The following is an 18,580-nucleotide window of genomic DNA, read 5'->3' on the forward strand; positions in this document are numbered from 1 at the left end:
GTATTATACTTATCCATGTGTAGATCCTTTGTATTGGTCTTGGATAAGTCATCCAAGTACTAGTATAAAGGATTTTTTTATGCCATGGAATAGTTAAATTTTTAATGCAACACTAGTGAAGAAATCTATTACTGCTTGCAAGAAGTACCCATAAGTTAATTCTGCAGTTCCAATTTGAATAGCTAATCCTGAAACATCAGCGTTTCCCGTCACAGCTGCAATAATTGGCGTTATAATATGTTCGACTAAAGCCGTCACAATAGCTGTAAAGGCAGCTCCCATGACAATCCCCACGGCTAATTCAATGACGTTTCCGCGCATAATAAATTCTTTAAATTCTTTAATCATGTTTTCTTCTCCTTTGAAATGACGTTAGTGTTTCCATACTATACTATCTCTTTTTCAAGGGTTTGTAAAAGGGAACTTGCATAGAAGGCAGTCATAGTCAAGAAGCAGAAAGGAATGGAAGAAGCCATTTTCTAACAGACTTATACTGGAAAGCGAATAATGTGTTAGTATATATGAAAACGAGTCTACACTGGCAGAAAAATGTGTGCTATAATGCGGTGAAAATAAAGCGGTTGCACTTAAGGAGAGAAGAATAATGTTTGAAATTCCTAAAAAAGGGATTTGGAGTACATCGGATTCAAAAAAATGGCAAGACGGGTATTTTGTAGGGAATGGAGAAATAGGAGGCACTTTATATGGGAACAGTGAGGTGTTCAGCTTAATTGCCAATCATCATGAGCTGTTTTTAAAGAGTAATCGAATGGACAGCATTCCTGATTTATCCAACTACTTGAATGAGCTGAGACAGACTATTGAAGAGGAAGGCTATCAAGCGGGAATTGATTTTTTTGAAAAAGTAGCACTTGAACGAGGCTATTCTGGTTTAACGATGAGCGATGTCTACCATCCAGCTGCCCAGATAGACTTGACCTTATTAACTGAAATTGGAAACGATTTAGCTTACAAACGAGCTATTGATTATGAAAAAGGCTTAGTGTATACCCAAGCTAAAAGCCTTACGCATAAGATAGAGACATCGTTTTTTGCTACAAAAGATAAGAAGGCTCTTTATTTTGACTTAAAAACAAGTGAACCAATTGATATCACTATTCAGTTTAAAGATTTCAACCATTCAGAACTTAACCAGAAAATGACTCAGACCAATTTTGACTCATTGGAACAGACAGCCTCGTACTATGATCATACCGGCTATCGGGTGCCATTGAAGTGGGTCAGTGATAGTAAGGAAAGCACTATAACAGAAAAGGGAGTCACTTTCACCCAAGTGACCGAGCTTCGTCTAGCCTTTTCTATCTATTTCGAGGAAGAAGAGCTTACCCTGGACCGATTTGATGAAATCCGGACACAGCATATCCAGGCGCATCAGCGTACTTATGACGGGACGTCTATAAACCTGGTTTCAGATGATGAAAGACAAAGAAGCTATGAATCGCTGATTCAAGAATTAGAAGAAGCAAAGACAATACCGCTTGTTTTGTATGAAAAATTATATGATGCGAGCCGTTACTTTATTCAAGCGATGTCTGGAAAAGCTTTGCCTAATCTGCAAGGTATTTGGAGCGGAGATTTCAATCCACCGTGGAGTGGAGACTATACCCTAGATACAAACGTAGAGTTGGCCATTACTTCTTTAGCCGGCTTAGGACAGTTTGAAGGGTTTGAAGGCTTTTTCAATAAAATGAGAGCTTATGATGAAGACTTTAAAGAAAATGCCAAGAAGTATTTTGATGCCAGAGGGTATTTAGTTCCTGTTCATGCCAGTACGCGAGCCTTGCATGTGCATTGGAACAAAGAATGGCCCCTCATTTTCTGGACGGCAGGAGCCGGATGGCTGGCTCATTTTTATCATGAATATTACACTCACACTCTTGATAAAGAATTTTTGAGAACCACAGCTATCCCTTTTTATGAACAGACTCTTTTATTTTACGAGGATTTTATCATAGAAGATGAGGAAGGAAAAGCCTTGTTAAGACCGAGTTATTCGGCTGAAAATGGCATGGCTGATAATTCTACAATGGATATAGCGGTTATAAAAGCCACTATTCAGTATTTAAAACACGCCTATGCTGTTTTAAACAAAGTTTTTCCAGAAGAATATGACTCCTTATACAATCGTCTACCAGCTTATATGATAGACGAGGAAGGGGTCTTGAAAGAGTGGATAGATGAAACGAAAGAAGAGAATCATAATCATCGTCACTTTTCCAATCTTTACCCCGTGTTTCAGTCAAAAGAAATCACAAAAGAAAACCGAGATCTCTGGGAAGCTGCCAATAAAGCATTCGATAAACGTTTAGAAGCTTGGTTATTAAGTGAAGAAGGAGATACCAGTTCTTCTCATGGAAGGATTCATGCCGCGATGTGTGCCATTGCTCTTGAGAGAGCTAATGATGTTGAAGCGTCATTGAATGAGTTAATTAGAAATCGTGCCTTTTATCCTTCGTTAGCAACCAGTCACTATAACCATAGCCATGTCTTTAATTTAGATGCGAATGGCTCTTATCCCAAAGTCCTTCATGATGCATTAATTTATCCTGAAGGAGACGGGTCCATTACGCTATTTAAAGCTCTACCCGAGTGGTTACATGAAGGAGAATTAAAAGGGATTCACTTACCGAATGGTATACAGGTCAAGCGGTTTAAATGGAGTCAAACAAACCAAACAGGGGAATTGAGTGTATTAGCAAGTCTTCCTACAACTCTATTTATCCGTCTCAAAGAACAGCAGATTGAGGTAAGATTAAAGGAGAAGGAAACTCAAACAGTAAGCTTGTCATGGACTGATCCAGGAGATGAGTAGAGTGAAAAAGCTATTCAGTAAAAGACCTTATATCTCTATAAAACAGAAGTTATTAGGCTCTTACTTAATTATACTGATTATCCCTATCTTATTTGTAGGGGCGTATTTAACTCTGAGCATTCGTGACAACTTGATATCTACTAAATTGGAAGAAATTGAAAGCAACAATGAACGGATTCGTTCAGACTATGTCTCTATTTTGTCTGCTGTCACATTGGTATCTGACTGGATTTATCAGGATGAAGATTTATTTTCTTTAGTAACTACAGAATATGAGAATCCCTTTGAAGTGTATGAGGCGTATGCCGGTTACCAGATGATCCAAGACTATTTAAGGTATTATGATGAGATAGAATATGTGAGGTTTTTTGTAGACAATCCGACCTTAACGAGTACAACGGGTATTTATTATGCAAGTGGCACGATTGTCAACCAGCCTTGGTACCAAGAAAGTATCGCCAAAAGAGGACGGATTTCTTGGGTATGGCTTCAGGATCATATTACGGAAGAGTACCGGTTAAATTTAGTTCGAGCCGTTTACAATAACTATGAAGCGGTAGGTGTTTTAGCTATTGCGGTTAATGAAGAGGTGATAGATAATATTCTGGCAGACTCTTCCAGTAGTGTCTTTATCACTCTGGATAGTCAGACACCGCTATACAGCTACCCCAGCACACCTACTATATATGAAGACTACCGACTGTATCAGCCTGTTCTGGATACGGTGCGAACGGAACAAGGGAACTATGAGATCATTGACACGGACATGTATGACACCGGTTTTACGCTGAATATTAAGGATGTTCATATCCCTAAAACGTTGAATTCAACTATGCAAGTTATCGGTATTGTTCCCACCGATAGTATATTAGAAGATGTCAACCAGGATTTAAGATTTGCCTATATCATTATCGTCAGCGCTGTTTTAATCAGTATAGTCTTGTTGATCATTTTTATTCGTACCTTTAATAAACGAATCATGACTTTAAAAGATACCATGTCAATGGTAGCCGCTGGAAATTTTGATATTGCACCTTCCATTAAAGGAAATGATGAGTTATCCGATGTGTACCAGCATTTGGTAGAAACAACGCATAGTCTTGAAAAACTAATGGAAGAAAACTACAACCATATTGTGAAAGAGAAAAACTGGCAGCTGCAATTGAAAGATTCCCAGTTTAAAATGTTAGCCAGTCAAATAAATCCTCACTTTTTGTACAATACGTTAGAAATGATTCGGATGAAAGCTTTAAAAAATAAAGACAAAGAAGTGGCTGATATCATTACTCTTCTTAGTCGTCTCATGAGGAAATCTCTAGAAGGAAAACAGGAAGACTCTTCCTTAAGCGAAGAACTTCAGTTTATTGATATGTATCTTCAAATTCAGAAGTTGAGATTCGGAGATCAGATTGATTATGAAATCAACAATCAGACAGACACTGATTATAAAATCATTCCCCTTATCATTCAGCCTATTGTAGAAAATTCCTTTATCCATGGAATAGAGCCGAAGTTAGGGAAAGGCCTAATTAGTATTACGGTGAAAGAGCGAAAGGGCGATCTGGCTATAACGGTGAAAGATAATGGTATTGGAATGGAAAAAGAGCAGCTTGATACTATCAGAAAATTACTGGGTTCAACTGAAGAAAGTTCCCATTTAGGGATTAATAATGTGCATCAAAGAATTCGGTTCTTTTACGGAGAAGAATACGGTCTGGAAATAGAGAGTTTAGAAGGAGAAGGAACCTTGGTACACATCAGAATTCCTAAAATACAAAAACAAAGAGAAGGTGAAAGATAGTGTATTCGGTTATCTTAGTAGATGACGAACCTGTCGTAAGAGAAGGATTAGAATACATCATTGATTGGGAGAAACTGGGCTTTAAAGTGATCGGTTCGGCAGAAAATGGTCTGGCCGGTCTAGAGTTGATCAAGCAAACACAACCTGATTTGGTGATTACAGATATAAGAATGCCGGGATTGAATGGACTGGAAATGGTAGAAGAGGCCAAAAAGCTGGACCATCTATCCAAATATATTATTCTATCCGGTTATTCAGATTTTAAATATGCTCAAGAGGCTATTGCATTAGGTACACTCCATTATCTACTGAAACCTATTGATGAAACAGAACTGATTTCAATATTAGATCGGTTAAAGATTCAACTGGAAGAGGAAAGAAAAGACAAGAAAAATAAAAGAGTATTCGAAGATTACGTCTTGAACCAGCATATTTTTGCTTATGTCATGAATGGGGTAAAAGAAGAAGGGTACTCTCACTTATTGAAGTATGAATCGTTTCAATTAGTTAAATTCACTAAACCTGGGATTAAATTAGAGGCCAACCATTTAACAGAAATATGTGAGAGCATTGAAAGAGAGAACCGTTACCTCTATTCTCATGGAGATCATTTGTTTTTACTTCTGTGTGATGAAACACCGGAATCTGTAAGCGAAGTCACTCGTCTGGCCAGTCAAATTGAAGATATAAGAATAATCGTCAGTTCAGAAACTAAACAACTGGAAGATGTCCCTGATTTATATAATGAGGTTGAAAGCTTGACTCGTTCGTTGTACTTTTATCCCCATGCTCAAATACTTTCTTCACATACGCTACTGAAGGAAAAGAGCCCATATAAATTGGAAACCTTAGTATATAAATTAAAATTGGCTATTAAAGATAATTTAAAAGAAGACATTGAAAAAATCATTGATCGCTGTGTCTCTTATTTTATATCCTCTGTAGAAACAGTGGAGGAAACGAAAAGAGAATGGTCCTTTCTCTTTATGGAATGTGTGTCCTTTTTAGAAGAGAGTATGAATAAACCCATTAAAGAGATTGAGAAAGATAAGATTTTATCTATAATTTGGAAAGAAACCTCTATTGAACAAACGGCTATATTTTTGAAACACATTTTTTATGATTTTGGTCGATTTTTCTATGAAACAAATGAAAAACAAGACATTGTAGAAGAAATAAAACGGTATACAATGAAAAACTATCACTTGAATTTAAGTCTGATTGAACTGGCTAATGAGTTTAATTATAGTCAGTCGTATTTAGGTAAGAAGTTTAAAGCAGAGACTGACATGAGTTACCATCAGTACTTGGACAACGTGCGCTTAGAAAAAGCCAAGCAGCTCTTAGAGGAGGACTCTCTTTATATATACGAAATTGCTAAAATGACAGGCTACTCAAATTATGATTATTTTCATAAAAAGTTTAAAAAGCAGTTCGGTGTGAGTCCTAAAGAGTATCAGAAGAACTGGAAGAGAGAGGAAAAGGAATGAATCAGAAGCAATCAACAGATTCCTTGTTTTATAAAATAGCCCAATACATTTACTACTTCTTGTTAGTGAATGGGTATTTCTTAATAAGCAATCTACTTATAATCACCCTTCTTCTTTATTTACCCATTAGTTTGTCTAACCTGCTCATTTATGTTGTCGGTCTCCTTCCGACAGGCGCAAGTGTGACAGCTTTGTTTTACACGATGGGTAAGTTATATAGAGAAAAAACGATAAACCCGACTAAAGATTACTGGCTTGCTTACAAAAAGAACTTTTTAGAAAGCAGTAAGTACTGGATCATTCTTTTAATCGCCATCACGGTTTTAATCGTAGATATTTTATTTGTATTAAATAGAGGATGGATGATATTAACAGTCATCAGTCTCCTCTTGTTCGCCATCGTTGTGTTATCAGGTATTTATGCCTTTTCTTTATTGGCACGTTTTGAGGTATCGGTTAAGAATGTCATCATTTTTTCCATTCTTCTCATATACCAGAACAAACTAAAAAGTCTGTCTCTTTTGTCTTTACTCATAGCCTTCGCTCTCATTTTGTATGGGTTCTTTACGTATGCTGTGCTCTTTATATTTGCGATTGCAGCCTATTATTTTATGAGAAACAACCATCCTATATTAGACAAAATGGAAGCGACTTATAGTCAACAGGGAGGAGAGGCAGAATGAAAATGAAATATTTACCCTTGCTTCTGCTTTCATTCGCTGTGCTTTCTGCTTGTGATGCGGAAATGGAAGACGGAAGTGAAGAAACGGATAGAACGGAAGAGGAAACGACGGACCAAGCATCGGTGCTTATTCCGAGAGACTTCACCCTCAATAAACTGTCTATAGAAGCCGACTCAGAAGACCTCACTGTCCGTTACGTTAATAATGAATGGATCGGAACAGGAGTAGAGAATCCCCATACTCCATCCATATCTCGCTTTGTTGATGAGCTGTATGAGCTGACAGGAACGCCATCCGAGAGAGAACCCCAAGAGGATGCAGAGCTGACTCTCACTTTATCTAATAATGAGGACAGTCTTGAGTTGGATCTTTATCCAAGCGAGTCGTTCATCGAAAAAGACGGCAATTATTTTGAAGTAGCTGAATGGCCTCAGTCATTGAGTCCCTTTGATCCTATTTTTCTAGAGGAACCTTTGACCTTTGAACTAGAAGGCTTGGAAGAAGTGGTCATTGAAAAGGGTGTTCAGGTATTTACCCTCAATCAGGAAACGACTATGAATGAAGTTGAAAGAATGCCTTTTGTGAGTGGCTGGTATGTTCATGGGGATTTTGAGACAGCTTTTTCTGCAGAATATTATTGGATGGAAGACCTTCTCACGAATTTATACACGCTTAGAGGGTATCCGACAGAAGAAACCTTGGAAGAAAGCGGGCAGAGGATTCGTTTAAAGGATGGAGAATCGCAGGAGTCCGTCACTATTGGGCAGGAAGTTGATGACCAGTTTACGTTAATTCATTTGAGCGATCAGAATTACCGTGTTCCATCTCAGCTCCTTGATATATTTGATGTCGAATTATTCACTATGGTCGATAACTTCGTGGCTCTGATACCATTAGATACGGTTCAAACGGTTGGTATAATGACCAATGAGGAGACGATCCATTTATCCGTTGATAGAACGGCTGAAGCAGGAAAGGTAGTTCATACATTCTATGTGAATGATAAAGAAATTGACGAAGATGTTTTTCGTCGAACCTATCAATATCTGGCGCGCTTAGCTTATAGTGAAAGAATAGAAGAAAGAGATAACGCAGACATACAGGAAGAAGATAGTGACGTAACTATCCACTATACCTATTTGCTGGATGGAGAAGAAGTAGAAAAAACCGTCTCCTTCGTGCCGGAAGAATCAAGTAGCGATTACTTTGTCATAAATGATGGGATTGTTGAATTCAAAATGACGGATGAACGATTAAATGACATGTTAGAGGCTTTTTTAAATTTATAAAACTCCATATCACGCAAAAATCTGGGCATTTTATTTTAAATGTCCAGATTTTACTATGTTAAGGGTTGTTTTGTACTGTTTTTATTGTAAACGTTATCATTTATACTTTAATTAAGTGATAAGTCACTGAAAGGATGAGTGATATGGAAACGATAAAAGTTATCGATGCTGAAAAACAAAGCACGATTAAAGCAAGAGACACAAAAAAACAACGAAAAAAGATCACTTGGAAAGCCATTAAACAACAGAAATTACTCGTCGCACTCTCTATTCCCTTTGTCATTTGGCTCGCTATTTTTGCTTATGCGCCTCTTGTAGGCTGGTTGGTTGCCTTCCAGAACTACAGACCTCAAAACGGATTTTTTGCTTCAGAGTGGGTAGGGTTTGAACATTTCAGAGTATTATTTAATGATTCTCTCTTTTATACCGCTTTAAAAAATACAATCGGTATGGGAGGCCTCGGGCTAATTTTTGGAACGAGTTCGGCCATTGTGTTTGCCTTACTGCTTAACGAATTACGATTTACACGGTTCAAAAAGATAACCCAAACCATTTCCTACCTGCCTCACTTCGTTTCATGGGTTGTGGTAGCGAACTTGGTGACGACCGTATTATCTAATTCTGGTGTGGTCAACAACCTCTTACAAGCAGTCAATCTGATTGATGCTCCGATTAATTTTATGGCAAGACCCGGTATGTTCTGGGGAATTGTGACCAGTGCAGAGGTTTGGAAGTCTACAGGTTGGAACGCGATTATCTATCTAGCTGCCATGACCGCTATCAGCGAAGAAATGTATGAGGCGGCTACCGTAGACGGTGCGAGTCGTCTTCAAAAAATGTGGCACATCACCTTGCCGTCAATCAAACCGATTATTGTCTTACTGCTAATCATGAGTATAGGAAATATCATAAATATAGGGTTTGAAAGACAGATGTTACTTGGAAATAATATTGTGGCTGACGCCGCTATCGTTATTGAAAAGTATGCGTTGGATTACGGTATTGGAATGTTTAGATACTCATTTGGTACAGCGATCGGAATCTTTAAATCAGCAATTTCAATCACTTTGATATTCACTTTTAATGCTATAGCTAAAAAAACCAGCGATATTTCAATCATGTAAAAGGAGGGACACAAAATGGAAATTAATGCTATTGATAAAAAAGAAAAGAAATTAATTAAAAATAAAACAAAGAAATGGAGTGAACGCCCTACATTAATAGACTTCGTCATTGCTGTTTTTATGCTTTTAGTCATTGTTGTGACACTCTATCCCTTTTTACATGTGTTAGCTATCTCTTTTAATAATGCAGTGGATACAGCTAGAGGCGGGTTAACAATTTATCCAAGAGATTTCACGCTGCAAAACTACAGAGAAATTTTCTCGGGAAACAACAACTGGGTCATTGCCTTTAGAAACTCTATTTTACGAACTGTTATAGGCACCATAACAGCGACATTTACTTGTTCGATTCTGGCATATATACTCAGTCGAAAAAACTTTATCTTTAGAAGACCTTTGGGTGTTATCCTAGTATTGACCATGTACGTTAGTGGTGGGTTAGTACCGACGTATTTAGTCATCAGAAATGTGGGATTGATGAACTCATTCGCTGTTTACATCATACCCGCTCTACTCAATGCTTTTAATGTCATCGTTATTCGATCCTTTATAGATGGATTACCAGATGCTTTAGAAGAATCTGCACGAATAGACGGTGCCAATGATTTAACCATATTCTTCAAAATTATTATGCCGCTGTGCTTACCGGTGTTGGCAACTGTTGCTTTATTTACAGCTGTAGGTCAGTGGAACAACTGGTTTGATACTTACCTTTATGCGGGATCAAACGTGAATTTAACTACGTTACAATATGAGCTTATGCAGATACTTGGGAACGCGCAATCGATGACTTCCTCCCAAGTCCATCAACTGAATCAAACGGGCGGACAAGTGATTCGAACCACGCCTGAATCCATCAAGATGGCAGCAACAGTTATTGTAACTGTACCGATTGTTATAGTTTATCCATTCTTACAGAAATATTTTGTTTCGGGCTTAACGCTCGGAGCAGTGAAAAGTTAAATTAGGAGGAAAAGGAATGAAACTGAAAAAATTATTTGGACCATTAGCTCTAACGAGTGCTTTACTATTAGCGGCATGTGGAAATGGGGATGAAGCTTCTACTGATACAGATTCAAATGGAGGTAATGGAAGTGACAGTGATTCAACCGAAGAAGTCACATTGACTATGTTTCACGCTGACTTAGCGCAAAATGATAGTTTTGATAATCCAGTTGCACAAGAAATTACAGAAAAGACAGGAGTTACTCTAGACATTTCATATCCAGTGGGTGGAGATGATATCGAGGCGATCGCTTTAATGATTGGGAGTGGAGACTATCCTGACTTAATCTTTGGTAAAGGTGGTATTAATCAATTAATTGACGCAGAGGCTCTACAGCCACTGGATGATTTAATTGAAGAAAGAGGAGATAATCTAAAAGCTTTATACGGAGATCAGTTAGATCGCCTACGTAATAGTTTAGATGACCCACAAATCTACCATGTTGGAACAGGTGGAGTAGAAAATCAGTACCTAGAAACTAGTGGAACAATGATGCTTCAAATCGGTTTATTAAAAGAACTAGGCTATCCAGATATTCAAACGTTGGAGGACTATGAAAATGCATTAGTTCAGTTTTTAGAAGAAAATCCAACGACAGAAGACGGAGAAGAATGGTATCCTATGGTGCTATCTGGAGCTGACTGGCGCTGGTTGATTACTGTAGGGAATCCAGCTGGATTTGTAGCAGGATTTCAAGATGATGGTCAGTGGCAAGTAGATGAAGAAACAGGAGAAACAGTATATAAATTTCAGAGAGAAGAATTTAGAGAGTATTTCAAATGGTTAAATAGTATGAATGCTAAGGGTTTAATAGATCCTGAATCGTTCACTCATACTCATGATACTTATATTTCTAAGTTGTCTTCTGGACGTGTATTAGCTATTGCTGACCAAGATTGGAATATCGGATCAGCCGAAGCAGCTCTTAGAGCAGAAGGCAACGAGTGGGGATTATGGGCACCCCTTCCAGTTACTTTGAATGAAGATGTGCTTCCGATGAGTACTAGAGATTATGGCTTCACTGGAACGACCGGTATTTCCATTAGTGCAGATTCAGAACATGTGGATAGAGCGTTTGATTTCTTAGACTGGATGGCCTCAGAAGAAGCACAAATCTTAACAAATTGGGGAATTGAAGGGACTAACTATGAAGTAGTTGATGGTCAACGTGTTCAGTTAGATGAAGACAGACAAAATGCTCAGACTAATTCAAACTACTCATTCGAAACAGGTGTAGGACAATACACTTATCCATTCCCGCAATGGGGTAGTGGAGCAGTGGACTCGAATGGTCAAGGCATCACTCGAACTACTGTAGAAGAAATTAGAGAAAACTTTGTAGATGCTGAATTAGAAGCTTTGGAAGCTTATGATGCTGAGTTATGGGTAGACTTGTTCCCGGCTCCTGAAGAATTAGGAATACCCGCACATGGAAGAGCATACGAGATTCCTCTACCTACTGATAGTGAAGTGAATATTTTCCAGCAAAGAGCAGATGATTATACTACTCAAAAAATCACTGAAGCTATCTTATCAGATCCTAATGACTTTGATGCGATATGGGATGAAATGTTAGAACAGCTAGATTCATTTGGGGCTGAAGCTGCAAACGCAGAAATGACAGATATCGTAAACAAACGACTTGAATTATGGGGCGGAGCAGAATAAGTAACTAAGGTAGGTGAAAAGTATTCATGACTCTTTGAGGAATGAATACTTTTCATCTCTTTTTGAAAAATAGAAAAATATATACTTTATTATTTAAAGGTATTGACATAATTAGGAAAGGGTTTACAATTAGGAGTGATTAAACTGTTTTCTGTATTTTAAGATAAAAAACAACTCCATTAATAAAATAAATAAGCATCTCTAATCGACAATAAAGGAGCAGAATATAGATGAGTTATGTGTGTTTTGATATTGGGGGGACATCTATAAAATATGTTCTGATAAATAAAGACGGAACCATCCTCTCCAGAGGATCATCCCCAACTATTCATTCTTCAACTGAAGAATTCATCGACTTTTTAGTAAAGAAGGTTCGCTATTATGAAGAGCGCACCCGTATTAAAGGCATAGGAATAAGCGTACCTGGAACGGTGGAAAAGGAAACAGGAAAGTCCATTTTAGGCGGAGCCATTTTACATTTATACGATAAGAACTTAAGAGAATTATTAGCTGAATATTTTTCATGTCCGATTCATGTTGAGAATGACGCAAGATGTGCATTAATGGCAGAATTAACAATGGGAGCAGCGAAAGAAAATCAAGATGTAGTTTTAATGACTATTGGAACAGGGATAGGCGGAGCGGTGGCTTATGACCGAAAGATTGTTTACGGCAATCACTATACCGCCGGTGAATTTGGCATGATGCGTCTGGATGCCCTCAATCATCCGACTAGGACCATGCATGAACTGGCTTCCACAGCTGCTCTCATTAAACGTTATAAAGAGAAAAAATTCTTATTTCCAAGTGCATTAGTCGATCCGCAAAGTATTTTTTCTGAAATGCATCGAGATGAAGAGACAAGGCAAATAGTGGATGAATGGGCAACCTATTTATCAGCAGGTATTTTCAACATCGCTGCAGGTTTTAATCCTGAAAAGATAGTCATTGGAGGAGGCATTAGCGCAAATCCGAGCTTGTTGCCATTGATTCGAGAAAAATTAGAAGAGAATCCTCACTGGAAAGATTACAGAGCAAACATTGAGATTGCGCGTTTTAAAAATGACGCAGGAGCCATAGGAGCTTTATCATTTTTACTTCAAACGAATCAACAAACTAGTGTGAAAGGGGAAAACTATGTTTCATGAGACTTTAGATTCATTTCCAAAAGATTTCTTATGGGGAGCGGCATCAGCTGCCTATCAAATTGAAGGAGCATTTGATGCAGATGGGAAAGGCCCATCTATATGGGATGAATTCACTAAAATACCAGAAAAAACCTTTGAAGGAACGAATGGGGATGTGGCTATTGATCACTATCACCGCTATAAAGAAGATGTAAAGTTAATGGCAGGAATGGGCCTCAAAGCATACCGTTTCTCGGTATCCTGGTCACGTATATTACCCGAAGGAGAAGGGGAAGTAAACGAAGCGGGTCTTCAATTTTATGAAGACTTAGTCGACGAGTTAATTAAAAATGGTGTAGAACCTGTTTTAACCCTCTATCACTGGGATCTCCCACTGGCTCTACAGGAAAAATATAACGGTTGGGAATCAAGAGAAACCATCAGGGCTTTTAAACAGTATTGTGAGCTTTTATTTGAGCGATTAGGTAAGAAAGTCACGTATTGGGTAACATTTAATGAACAGAATGTCTTTACCAGTATGGGCTACCGATGGGAATCTCATCCGCCTAATGTATCGGATACAAAGCGGTTATTTGAAGCCAACCATATTATCAACCTGGCTAACGCCGAAGCTATAAATCTGTTCAAAGAAATGGTTCCAGAAGGAAAAATCGGCCCAAGCTTTGGGTACGGTCCCGTTTATCCGTTAACTTCTGACCCTTCAGATGTGCTAGCTGCTGAAAATGCACATGATTTTAATAATGCTTGGTGGTTAGATATCTATTGTAAAGGCAAGTATCCTGTCACTACGTTTAATCAGTTAAAACGTATGGGTATTGCACCTACTGTTCTTCCAGAAGATGAAGAACTTTTGAAGTCAGCTAAACCAGACTTTTTAGGAATAAATTACTATCATGGTGGAACGGTTAAGCAAAATAAATTAGAAAATCCAACAGAAAATGAAGAAACAAATAAACAGTTTTCTTCAACTGATCCTTATTTAATGCAACCGAAAGATGAGCAGTCACAGAGTCCAGAAGTCCCTATGTTTCAGTCTGCTGAGAACCCCTATCTAGAGAAAACGGACTGGGGATGGGAAATAGACCCCGTTGGTTTCCGAGTAGCATTAAGACAAGTCTTTGCACGGTATGATCTTCCCCTTTTTGTTACGGAAAATGGCTTAGGTGCTTTGGATGAGTTAACAGAAGAGGAAGAAATCCATGATGATTATCGTATTCAGTACTTAGAAAATCATATTAGTGAGATGAAAAAAGCCATTTCTGATGGGGTGGACATGATAGGGTACTGTGCATGGTCATTTACTGACTTGCTGAGCTGGTTAAATGGCTATAAAAAGCGGTACGGATTTGTTTATGTGAACCGAACAGAGACAGATGAAAAAGATATGAGACGCATACCTAAGAAGAGTTTTTACTGGTATAAAGAATTAATTGAAAATAACGGTCAAAATATAAATTAGAGGTGGAAAAATGAAGTTTTTAGATGGTGGATGGTTAGTAAAGGAAGGGTATGAGATTGATTACCCTGTTCATGTGTACGCAACGCGAGAAACAGATAACGAGTTAACCTTGTTTGCGCCTTTCAGATACATTGGAGATAAAGGAGCGACTTTAGATGGGGGAATGATGACAGTTGAATTGTCTTCGCCTCACGAAAATGTCATTGGAGTCAAGCTGTACCATCATAAAGGACAAATCAATCATGGTCCAAATTTTGAATTGCATAAAGCCAATCCTTCGGTATCCATAGTCAATGAAGAAGAGACGGCTGTTTTTCAATCAGGTGATCTAAAAGCTATAGTAAGCAAAACTGCTCCTTACGAAATTAGATTTGAAAAAAATGGAAAAGTACTCACTTCAAGTAAACCGCGTGGACAAGCTTATATTAGAGATACAAGAATCAATCGAGCTTACATAAGTGAGCAACTTTCTATTGATGTAGGAGAAATGGTTTATGGTCTGGGAGAACGTTTTACAAACTTTGTGAAAAATGGCCAGACAGTAGATATGTGGAATGCAGATGGAGGAACGGGAACAGAACAGGCTTATAAAAATATTCCGTTTTACATGAGTAACCGGGGTTATGGTGTATTTGTGAACTCTCCTAAAAAAGTCAGTTACGAAATTGGTAGTGAAAAAGTGTCACGCGTTCAGTTTAGTGTTCCGGGTGAAGAGATGGAGTACTATATAGTAGCGGGCGATACGATGAAAGACGTCTTGGACAATTATACGACATTAACAGGCAAGCCTTCACTTCCACCTGCTTGGTCATTTGGTTTATGGATGAGTACATCATTTTTAACTGATTATGATGAAGCGACTGTGAACCACTTTGTGGACGGGATGATTGAACGCGATATTCCATTAGAAGTCTTCCACTTTGACTGTTTATGGATGGAAGAATACGAATGGGTTAATTTTGAATGGGACAAGCGCACGTTCCCTGATCCCGAAAACATGTTGAAACGCTTGAAAGAAAAAGGCTTGAAAATTTGTGTCTGGATTAATCCCTATGTGGGACAAAAGTCTAAGCTCTTTGATGAAGGAATGGAGAAAGGTTACTTTATTAAACGTGAGAATGGAGACGTTTGGCAATGGGATAAATGGCAAGCAGGTCTAGCCATTATTGACTTTACCAATCCGGAAGCTGTCGAATGGTATAAAGGACATCTTACACGTTTGATGGATATGGGAGTTGATTCATTCAAGACTGACTTTGGAGAACGTATTCCGACAGATGCCGTCTACCATGATGGGTCCGATCCTTATCGCATGCACAATTACTACGCTCAACTATACAATCAAATTGTTTTTGATTTACTCGAAGAAAAACGAGGCAAAAATGAAGCCGTCTTGTTTGCACGTTCGGCTACGGCTGGCGGACAGAAATTCCCAGTACACTGGGGAGGAGACAGTACATCTGATTACCCTTCAATGGCTGAGTCTCTAAGAGCAGGCTTATCCTTTGGAATGAGTGGATTTGGTTACTGGAGTCATGATATCGGTGGCTTTGAAGAAGGCTGTACTCCTGATTTATATAAACGCTGGACTCAATTTGGACTCTTGTCTTCCCACAGTCGTTACCACGGCAGTAAAGAATATAAAGTGCCTTGGATTTATGACGAAGAGGCGGTTGACGTCACTCGTGAGTTTACAAAGCTGAAATTAAGATTAATGCCGTACTTGATGAATCAAGCAGTGAAAGCAACAGACGGTATTCCTATGATGCGTTCTATGGTATTGGAATTCCCAGAAGACCTGTCTACCCATACGCTAGATAGACAATATATGCTGGGTGACAGCTTGTTAGTTGCTCCTATATTCAACGATAAAGGAGACGTGTCTTTCTACGTTCCTGAAGGGCGCTGGACAAACTATCTAACCAATGAAGTCTTAGATGGTGGTCGCTGGTACCATGAAAATCATGATTACATGTCCTTACCATTACTCGCTCGTCCAAACAGTTTAATAATCGAAGGAGCCGTCGATAATCAGGCTGAATACGATTATGCTAAAGACGTGACTGTTCATGTGTTTGAATTAGAAGACGGTAAAACTGTAGAAGAAACAGTTGTCGATATAAAGGGTCACACAGTAGGGACTGTAAAAGTATCTCGCCAGAGTGACAAAATAACAGTCGACTCATCCGGTATCAATGGGTTATCTATTCTTCTACGCAATATTAAAGACATTCAATCTGTAGAAAATGGTGAACAATCAGCAACTGAAACAGGCACTTTAATTAAAGCAACGAGTGGCACGTTAACTGTTTCTATCTAAAAAATGTGGAGCAGAACAGGTCATCTGTTCTGCTCCTTTTTAGATTTTCATGCATATCATGGAATAACCTCTGTTTAGAGGTGTCAGCAAGAAAATATATAAGCTTAACGTCGCTAAACTATTTTTTACAGGCGTTAGTAAACAATTAATTAGGCCCAACGTCGTTAAAACCAATATGAGAGTTCAAAAATAAAAGCATTAAGAATATTAAATGTTGAGAGGCAGGACATAAATGAAATACACCAATCCAATCATTAGCGGATTTTATCCGGATCCGAGTATTTGTCGGGTAGAAGACGATTTTTATATGGTCACCAGTACATTCGAGTACTTTCCAGGAGTGCCTATTTTTCACAGTAAAGATTTGGTGAACTGGGAACAAATAGGACACTGTTTAACCACAAAGGAACAACTTCCTTTAGAAAAAACAGGCAGTTCAGGAGGCATCTTTGCTCCAACCATACGTTATCATAATGAACGTTTTTATATGATTACAACGAATGTTTCGCATAGAGGAAACTTCTTTGTCTGGGCGGAAAAACCAGAAGGTCCTTGGTCGGATCCAGTGTGGTTAAATGAATGGCCAGGCATTGACCCTTCCCTATTCTTTGATAGCGATGGAACCGTATACATAACGGGGGCAAGAGAAGGTGTACATGCTCCCCATGGTATTTATCAAGCGACTTTAGATATCGAAACAGGAAAACTGTTATCTGATCGGCAGCTCATTTGGGAAGGGACAGGAGCGGCTGAACCAGAAGGCCCGCATGTGTATAAAATAAACGGGTATTATTATCTGCTGATTTCAGAAGGAGGGACAGAATACGGGCATATGGTTGTCGCTGCAAGAAGTAAAAATCCCTTTGGTCCTTTTGAAAGTTATGAAGGTAATCCTATCCTTTCGCATAGAAGTCTGAAAAGTCCGATTCAAGGTACGGGGCATTCGGATTTGATTCAGTTTACCGATGGTTCCTGGTGGGCTGTCTTTTTGGCGTATCGCCCCATTGGCTATTTTCCTAAACATCATTTAGGACGAGAAACGTTCTTGGCTCCCGTTCAATGGACAGAAGATGGCTGGCCGATATTTGGAGATAAAGGCAAAGTGACAGTAGAGATGGAAGCGCCGCATCTAGACACTCTTCAATCCACTTATTGGGAGGAGACAGATAGCTTTGAAAAAGACAGCTTAGGGATGAAATGGAATTATAGAAGAAATCCCATTGAATCCAATTACTCCCTTACAAAAAAAGAAGGATGGCTCAGTTTGAAAGGAGCAGCCGTTACGCTCTCTGAACCAGAAGCCCATACCTTTGTAGGGAGACGTCAGGAGCATTTTGACTGCGCTGTATCGACTTTGCTCTCTTTTAATCCTGATGAAGGAGAAGAAGCCGGGTTAACTGTCTATGCAAATGAACAGTATCATTATGATGTAGCACTTATTAAAGATAATGGACAGAAATCTGTGATATTTAGAAAAACAGTCGGTTCGCTTTGCTTAATCGAAAAACGCATACCTTACACGGGTGAAGAGTTAATACTGAAAGTTAAAGCGGATGAAACCACTTATACGTTTAGTTTTACAGATTCTTCAGGTAAGACAACGGATTTAGGTATAGGAGAGTGCGGCTTTTTATCTAAAGAGGTCGCAGGAGGCTTTACTGGCGTGTATTTTGGTTTATATGCAACAGGCAATGGGAAAGAAAGCGCCAATGACGCATCTTTTGATTGGTTTAAGTATTCAATCTAATAAACAGGAGGA

At 38.6% G+C, this 18,580-nt stretch carries 13 protein-coding genes; 12 read left to right on the forward strand and 1 reads right to left on the reverse strand.

The genetic code is table 11. The features are described 5' to 3' along the window. Positions 1-93 precede the first annotated feature (93 nt). The gene (gene mscL, locus ABDZ53_RS01745; protein ID WP_343753360.1) at positions 94-348 is read right to left on the reverse strand and encodes a large conductance mechanosensitive channel protein MscL; all 255 of its coding nucleotides are present in this window, start codon (positions 346-348) and stop codon (positions 94-96) included. 256 nt (positions 349-604) lie between these two features. Here mscL and ABDZ53_RS01750 point away from each other — a divergent pair, with 256 nt between their 5' ends. From ABDZ53_RS01750 to ABDZ53_RS01805, 12 genes are all read left to right on the forward strand, one after another. Beyond that, on the forward strand, positions 605-2,833 hold the full coding sequence (locus tag ABDZ53_RS01750) for a glycosyl hydrolase family 95 catalytic domain-containing protein (protein WP_343753362.1): 2,229 nt from the start codon (positions 605-607) through the stop codon (positions 2,831-2,833). Between the two features lies 1 nt (position 2,834). Further along, complete coding sequence (locus tag ABDZ53_RS01755) at positions 2,835-4,634, forward strand: sensor histidine kinase (RefSeq protein ID WP_343753364.1); 1,800 nt, start codon at positions 2,835-2,837, stop codon at positions 4,632-4,634. Next, positions 4,634-6,124 carry a response regulator transcription factor gene (locus ABDZ53_RS01760; protein WP_343753366.1) on the forward strand — a complete coding sequence of 497 codons (1,491 nt, stop codon included), beginning with the start codon at positions 4,634-4,636 and terminating at the stop codon, positions 6,122-6,124. Before ABDZ53_RS01755 ends, ABDZ53_RS01760 begins: the two co-directional genes overlap by 1 nt. Further along, entirely contained in the window at positions 6,121-6,807 is a 687-nt protein-coding gene (locus ABDZ53_RS01765) for a DUF624 domain-containing protein (RefSeq protein ID WP_343753368.1), read from the forward strand. Before ABDZ53_RS01760 ends, ABDZ53_RS01765 begins: the two co-directional genes overlap by 4 nt. Then, positions 6,804-8,096 carry a hypothetical protein gene (locus tag ABDZ53_RS01770; protein WP_343753370.1) on the forward strand — a complete coding sequence of 431 codons (1,293 nt, stop codon included), beginning with the start codon at positions 6,804-6,806 and terminating at the stop codon, positions 8,094-8,096. The genes ABDZ53_RS01765 and ABDZ53_RS01770 overlap by 4 nt, the downstream gene beginning before the upstream one ends. Before the next feature lie 143 nt (positions 8,097-8,239). Further along, positions 8,240-9,220, forward strand: coding sequence for an ABC transporter permease (locus ABDZ53_RS01775; protein ID WP_343753372.1), 981 nt, complete (start codon positions 8,240-8,242; stop codon positions 9,218-9,220). A gap of 15 nt (positions 9,221-9,235) precedes the next feature. Then, positions 9,236-10,183 (forward strand): carbohydrate ABC transporter permease, encoded by a 948-nt coding sequence (locus ABDZ53_RS01780; protein ID WP_343753374.1) that lies wholly within the window; start codon positions 9,236-9,238, stop codon positions 10,181-10,183. 16 nt (positions 10,184-10,199) lie between these two features. Further along, entirely contained in the window at positions 10,200-11,894 is a 1,695-nt protein-coding gene (locus ABDZ53_RS01785; RefSeq protein ID WP_343753376.1) for an ABC transporter substrate-binding protein, read from the forward strand. A gap of 230 nt (positions 11,895-12,124) precedes the next feature. Beyond that, positions 12,125-13,042 carry an ROK family protein gene (locus ABDZ53_RS01790; RefSeq protein ID WP_343753378.1) on the forward strand — a complete coding sequence of 306 codons (918 nt, stop codon included), beginning with the start codon at positions 12,125-12,127 and terminating at the stop codon, positions 13,040-13,042. Next, entirely contained in the window at positions 13,032-14,501 is a 1,470-nt protein-coding gene (locus ABDZ53_RS01795) for a glycoside hydrolase family 1 protein (protein WP_343753380.1), read from the forward strand. The genes ABDZ53_RS01790 and ABDZ53_RS01795 overlap by 11 nt, the downstream gene beginning before the upstream one ends. Positions 14,502-14,511: 10 nt before the next feature. Continuing rightward, the gene (gene yicI / locus ABDZ53_RS01800) at positions 14,512-16,821 is read left to right on the forward strand and encodes an alpha-xylosidase (protein ID WP_343753382.1); all 2,310 of its coding nucleotides are present in this window, start codon (positions 14,512-14,514) and stop codon (positions 16,819-16,821) included. 232 nt (positions 16,822-17,053) lie between these two features. Further along, entirely contained in the window at positions 17,054-18,568 is a 1,515-nt protein-coding gene (locus ABDZ53_RS01805) for a glycoside hydrolase family 43 protein (protein WP_343753384.1), read from the forward strand. Positions 18,569-18,580 lie beyond the last annotated feature (12 nt).

Origin of the sequence: Alkalibacterium iburiense (assembly GCF_039521845.1) — a bacterium.
GTDB lineage: Bacteria > Bacillota > Bacilli > Lactobacillales > Carnobacteriaceae_A > Alkalibacterium > Alkalibacterium iburiense.